The sequence below is a fragment of the Devosia psychrophila genome (genome assembly GCF_000971275.1).
In the GTDB taxonomy this organism is placed as follows: domain Bacteria; phylum Pseudomonadota; class Alphaproteobacteria; order Rhizobiales; family Devosiaceae; genus Devosia; species Devosia psychrophila.
In genome coordinates this window covers 1-5,055 of record NZ_LAPV01000164.1, presented here as the reverse complement: position 1 = coordinate 5,055, position 5,055 = coordinate 1, and the positions used below count along the sequence as shown (strand labels likewise).

At 60.6% G+C, this 5,055-nt stretch carries 4 protein-coding genes and 2 pseudogenes; 3 read left to right on the top strand and 3 right to left on the bottom strand.

The window, feature by feature from the left end; genetic code table 11:
* Window positions 1-274: 274 nt before the first annotated feature.
* Window positions 275-463: pseudogene (locus WH91_RS25585) on the top strand (hypothetical protein); the annotation flags it as partial.
* A gap of 2 nt (window positions 464-465) precedes the next feature.
* A pseudogene (locus WH91_RS26230) lies at window positions 466-990 on the top strand (GntR family transcriptional regulator); the annotation flags it as partial.
* A 145-nt stretch (window positions 991-1,135) separates the two neighbouring features.
* Here WH91_RS26230 and WH91_RS18615 read toward each other — a convergent pair.
* Genes WH91_RS18615 through WH91_RS18605 form a run of 3 tightly spaced genes read right to left on the bottom strand, consistent with a single transcriptional unit; the run spans window position 1,136 to window position 4,704 of the window.
* On the bottom strand, window positions 1,136-2,536 hold the full coding sequence (locus WH91_RS18615) for a CoA transferase (protein ID WP_046172519.1): 1,401 nt from the start codon (window positions 2,534-2,536) through the stop codon (window positions 1,136-1,138).
* Between the two features lie 55 nt (window positions 2,537-2,591).
* Window positions 2,592-3,539 carry a Bug family tripartite tricarboxylate transporter substrate binding protein gene (locus WH91_RS18610; protein ID WP_052952967.1) on the bottom strand — a complete coding sequence of 316 codons (948 nt, stop codon included), beginning with the start codon at window positions 3,537-3,539 and terminating at the stop codon, window positions 2,592-2,594.
* A 22-nt stretch (window positions 3,540-3,561) separates the two neighbouring features.
* On the bottom strand, window positions 3,562-4,704 hold the full coding sequence (locus WH91_RS18605) for a PrpF domain-containing protein (RefSeq protein WP_046172522.1): 1,143 nt from the start codon (window positions 4,702-4,704) through the stop codon (window positions 3,562-3,564).
* An 84-nt stretch (window positions 4,705-4,788) separates the two neighbouring features.
* Between WH91_RS18605 and WH91_RS18600 the strand changes: the two genes are divergently transcribed.
* Window positions 4,789-5,055, top strand: a 267-nt coding sequence (locus WH91_RS18600) for a LysR family transcriptional regulator (RefSeq protein ID WP_046172517.1), incomplete at its 3' end; no start/stop codon positions are given.

The following is a 5,055-nucleotide window of genomic DNA, read 5'->3' as shown; positions in this document are numbered from 1 at the left end:
GCGACGGGATCTGCCGCTCCGCTCAATGACCAGCTCTGCGCCAGCCCCCGTAGCTCACCCCGGCCAGATCGGCCAAAACAACCGCCCGAGTCTCCTTCAGGCTGGATAGAAGTTGGGGGCAACGTCACCGGCATAGTCATGCTTGCAGTTTGCATCTTCTCTTCCTCTATCTGGGCTAGTTTCCACTGATTGCCGGTCGAACTTCCGCCTCGCCCAGAATAGGCGGCGGTGGCAATGTCTCCTACTCGGCGGCCACGGCTGGAACTTGCACCGTGTCGGGTCCGCCCATGGTGCCGGCCAGTTCTACGGCCGGGCGGTGACCGAGGCCCGGGACGCCACGGCCAAGTCCGCCAATGACGCCCGAGACGAAGACGTGGGTGGTCCTGTCGGCTTCGACAGCGCCGCCCAGCGCAAGCGCGAATTTGCGGCCGATATGGGCGTTCAGGCCCACGCCCTTAGAATGCCATGACACGACGTGTCATTCGGTTAAGCAGGAGGACAGATCAGCGCTTGCCCGAGCGTGCCAGCGAAAACGAGCTTATTCGGCGGTACCAAGTCGGTCGCCCTCTTCTCACTCGAGCGCTCAGGCGTGCCGCCAGCGAAGGGTGGGCCGAGCGCCTGCCGGGTCGGGGCTGGTCGTTCACCCCCCTTCTGTCGTCGGAACTCGCTTACGAACAGATCTGTCGCTATCGGGTGATCGTCGAGCCCGCGGCCATATTGGAGCCGAGCTTCAAGCTAGACAGGCCGGCGGTCGAAATGGCGCTCGTCGAACAGGAAGAATTCTTCGAAAGCGGAAGTCGCGGAATTTCGCCGGTCGAGGTCTTCGAAATCGGAAGCCGCTTCCACTTGACCGTGTTGAAATGTTCGAACAACAGCCTGCTGATCAACGGGACGGGCCAAGTGTACAGAGCGCGGCGCTTGGCGGAGTACAAGAAGATGTTTGATACGCCAGGTTGGCTTGAACGCTGCCGGGAGCACGCCCTGATCGCCAAGCTCCTCCTCGAAGACAATCGGGTGGCCGCGGCGGATCTGATGCTTCAACATCTCGAAAAAAGTGCTCAAGAGAAGAACATGGCTCCATTATCGTATGCGATCGAGTACGCACGACGTGCGGTCCTGTTTGTGGCTTCCGGCATTACTGATCTGACCAGAGGGCCGGGTCGGATCCGAGGGAAACGGTGGGACGCAGGTCGGGAAGGACGGTTTTCGAGAACTGGGGAGTCGGCTTTACGCCCTGCATGGATCCGAAGATCGATCGGGTTTGCGGCGACATATCTTCGGGCCTTGATCCGCGGTATTCGAAGCTAAGCCCGTCCTCGAGCCGGCCGAGAGATTTGAGCCAGCGTCCCGTCGCTGCAAGCGACACGTCCACTTGCCAGCTGCCGCCTTCGCGGGCGCGATGTTCCAACGCGGCGATGGCACCGAGAGCCATGAGCTGCCCTGAAGCATGATCCAGAATTTGACACGGCAGTTCCATCGGCGTGTCCGAACGGGCGGCAGCCATTTCTTCGGCGTTGAAGCCGGTTGCCGTTTGCACAAGTGAATCGAAACCTCGTCTGTTCGCCCAGGGCCCCTTATCTCCGAACGCCGAAAGCTGGACGTAGATCAACCCGGGGCGGAGTTTCGCAAGATCGGCCGGTCCGAACCCCCGGGCAGCTAGTGACCCGGGACGATAGCTCTGCAGGAAAATGTCTACCGTATGGACGAGACGCCGAAGTATTGAAGCGCCTTCGGCGGTTTCAAGATCGATGTTTGCGCTTCGTTTTCCGCGATTGGTATCGAGGACCAGTTGCTCTATCGCCGGCAAGCGGTCGGAGCTTACGGCGAGCACCTCAGCCCCGTAGGCTGCCAGGGCCCGACCACAGACCGGACCCGCGATCACTCGTGTCAGGTCCAGAACCCGGACCCTGTCCAAAGGCAGGTCTCGCTGGCTGCGCACATCACGGGCGGGTGCGTCGGCGATCCGCGTCAGCCGGATGAGAGGATCGGCAGCGACCGCGGCGGATTGAGGATGGTCATCCCATTCGGCTGCCGTTCGAAGTGCGGCTCCAACGCCATTAGACCTATATACTGCCTCCTCAAGCGCTACCGAATTCCATTGACCGATCTCGGCGGCCAGCCCGTCACGTTCGACGTCGGGACGCAGACCCAAGACCTGCAGAAGAGCCGTCTTATGATGCGGAAACGTGATGTGCGGACGAAACCACCCGTCATTCCGACAGCGATATACGCCCGCTAGAGGGTCTCGGAATCCCTTTACGCGCTGGCCGTTCAACGACAGAAACCGTTCGCTTTGAAACGCTGCGACGGCGTGCTCCATGTCTGCAAGAACCGTTTGCGAAATTCCCGTGCGGCGACGCAGTCTTTGGGCCGCGGCAATTCCGACGGCCGCAAACGTGGCTTGGGCCGCCGCCCCAACTCTGAACGATGAAGGAAGCCCGGGTTCCCTGCCACCGAGGGCAACAGCCTGCGGCGCGGCGGATTGCATTCCAACCAGAGCCACCAGTTCGGAAGTGATTTCGCTGACTGTTCTCATGGCTAGCCTGTAGGAAAATTGCGGCCGGACACCGTCCGGCCGCCTCCGATGATTATCAGTCGACGATTTTCAGCGTCTTCAGGAGGTCGCCGACCTTCGTCTGTTCGCTGGCGACGAATGCGGAGAACTCGTCCGACGGCAGGTACATATCCACCCAGCCACGATCGGATAAAGTCTTCTTCCAATCGGCGGATTGGACCATTTTCGCAATGGTCGTATCGAGAAGCTTGCGGTCTTCGTCGGAGATTCCTGCCGGCGCCAGAAATCCCCGCCAGTTGACGAGATCGACGTCGAAGCCTTGCTCCTTCATCGTGGGCGCATCGATGCCGGTTACGCGTTCCGGCGCAGCGAGCCCCAGTATGCGAAGCGTGCCGGACTCGATCTGCTGCGAGAATTCGTTGTAGCCGCCGGCACCCGTGGCAATATGGCCGCCCATGACCTGCGAGAGCATCTCCCCGCCAGCGCCGATTGCGATGTAGTTCATCTTGCTGACGTCGCCGCCAAACGACTGGATCACACTTCCGTAGAGGAGATGATCGCTGCCACCGACTGCGAAACCTCCCAGCGTCAGCTTGCTTGGATCTTCTTTATAGGCCGCGGCGAAGTCGGCCATATCCTTGAGCGGGCTATCCTGGGCAACGACTATCGTCAGATATTCGCCGGTCATTCGGGCCAGAGGCCTGGTCTGCTCCATGGTCACCGGCGCGTGCGTCGTAATGATCGAGCCAACCATGCCAATGCCTGTGGTCAGCAGATTCATCCCGGACGAATTGCTATTGATGAAGTTCGCCAGAGCGATCGTTCCGCCGGCTCCGGGTATGTTGACGACCTGAAGAGACGAAGCGAGTCCCAGGTCTTGCAGACCGGTTTGGACGGCACGCGCCAGCTGGTCGTATCCGCCGCCGGGTCCTGCCGGCACAGTGATCTCCACCCCATCTATCTCGGCGGCGTTGGCCGTCATGGTTAATGCCGTCATTGCCATGCCAATAAGTAGTTTTCGCATTAGGTGTTTCCTCCAGTTCTGGTTAGTTAAGGCTTCCGTAGACTTCGCCCGCCATCAAGCGGCGGGACGTCGCATGGACTATCGTCCGTTCAGCGAGCAGGGCGGACCCTTCTCCGATAAGGACGGCTCCTACGCTGATAATTCCCGAGGGGGTGCCCAATCGAACGGTGGTTCCCTTCAGGTCGGGCACCAGGCTGTTGGGCACCGAGCCTTCGCACAATGCGGCCGCAGCGAGGCACATGGCGGCCGTCAACGGGACGGCCTTATGCGCCTTGCCCATCGACATCATGCGGATGGCGATGTCGTAATCCTTCGCAGACACGGGCTCGCCGTCGAGCGCAACGTAGTCGACAGGGGCGCCGATGACGCCGATCTTCGGGCTGGCCTGGGGAACACTCGCCTCGTCCGCAGCTAGACCGATCTTGACCGCGCCCAGGCAACGCAGCCTCTCCAGCAGCAGACCGCCCGCCTCCTGCGTATCGATCTCGGAAGGTGTCATCGAGACGTCCAGGCCGATGTCCCCGGCCATTAGAAAGACGCACGGAAGGGTCGCATCGGCTATGCTACAGGCGATCCCGCGGCCATCTACCTCGAAGACGTCGGTGCGCTGTGACGATCCGAACAGGGGTCGGTGCGGCATGAAGTATTCGAGAGCGACTCGAGCGCCCCCGTCCGAGACGCCTGGCATTTCAAAATTACCGTCGTAGCGCGGCTTGCCACCCGACATCGTGAAGCGGGAATCTACGCGCATTCCCGAATTCAGATTCACCATCTTCACCAGGACTTCCCCATCGGTCGCAGCGATCGCTAGGCCGGCCTCGACGGCAAACTGTGCCACTGCGGAAGAGAGGTTCCCGCAGTTCGCACTCCAATCGACGACGGGCCTGTCGACGGCGACCTGGCCATGAATGTATTCGATGTCGACGCCGTTTCGTGTCGACGCTCTGGCGATGATGATTTTCGAAACGGAAGAAATGCCTCCACCCATGCCGTTGAGCTGTCGCCCGTACCGGTCTGGGCTTCCCATCAGCGACAGAAGAAGACGATCCCGAACTTCGCCGGGTGGCGGAAGATCCGATTCAACGAAAAAAACGCCTTTGCTCGTGCCGCCGCGCATGTAGACGGCCCTGACGGGTACCTGGCCGGTTTGTTCAGACGTTGTCATGTGCACCTCGACCCTAGAGATGGACCCGCGTATACGCATGGTCAAATATATCTTTAACCCTCCTGTGATCGGTTTATTATATCAATGAACAACTTCAGTCTGAGGCGGCTCCAGTACTTCGTCGTGGTGGCGGAAGAACTTCATTTCCGTCGTGCGGCCGATCGGTTGGGGGTTTCGCAACCACCGCTTTCGATGGCCATCAACACGCTAGAGCAGGAACTGGGTGCGGTGTTGTTCGAGCGCACCCGTAGAACGGTCAGCCTCACACCGGCCGGGCATCGCCTGCTGGTCGACGCGCGCAAGATCCTGGCCGCGATCGACGACGCGGCCTACGCGGTCAAACGAACGGCC

Excerpts from the sequence above, each read along its gene's own strand:
- WH91_RS18615 (WP_046172519.1), bottom strand. The coding sequence starts at position 2,536 with ATGAGAACAGTCAGCGAAATCACTTCCGAACTGGTGGCTCTGGTTGGA.
- WH91_RS18610 (WP_052952967.1), bottom strand. The coding sequence starts at position 3,539 with ATGCGAAAACTACTTATTGGCATGGCAATGACGGCATTAACCATGACG.
- WH91_RS18605 (WP_046172522.1), bottom strand. The coding sequence starts at position 4,704 with ATGACAACGTCTGAACAAACCGGCCAGGTACCCGTCAGGGCCGTCTAC.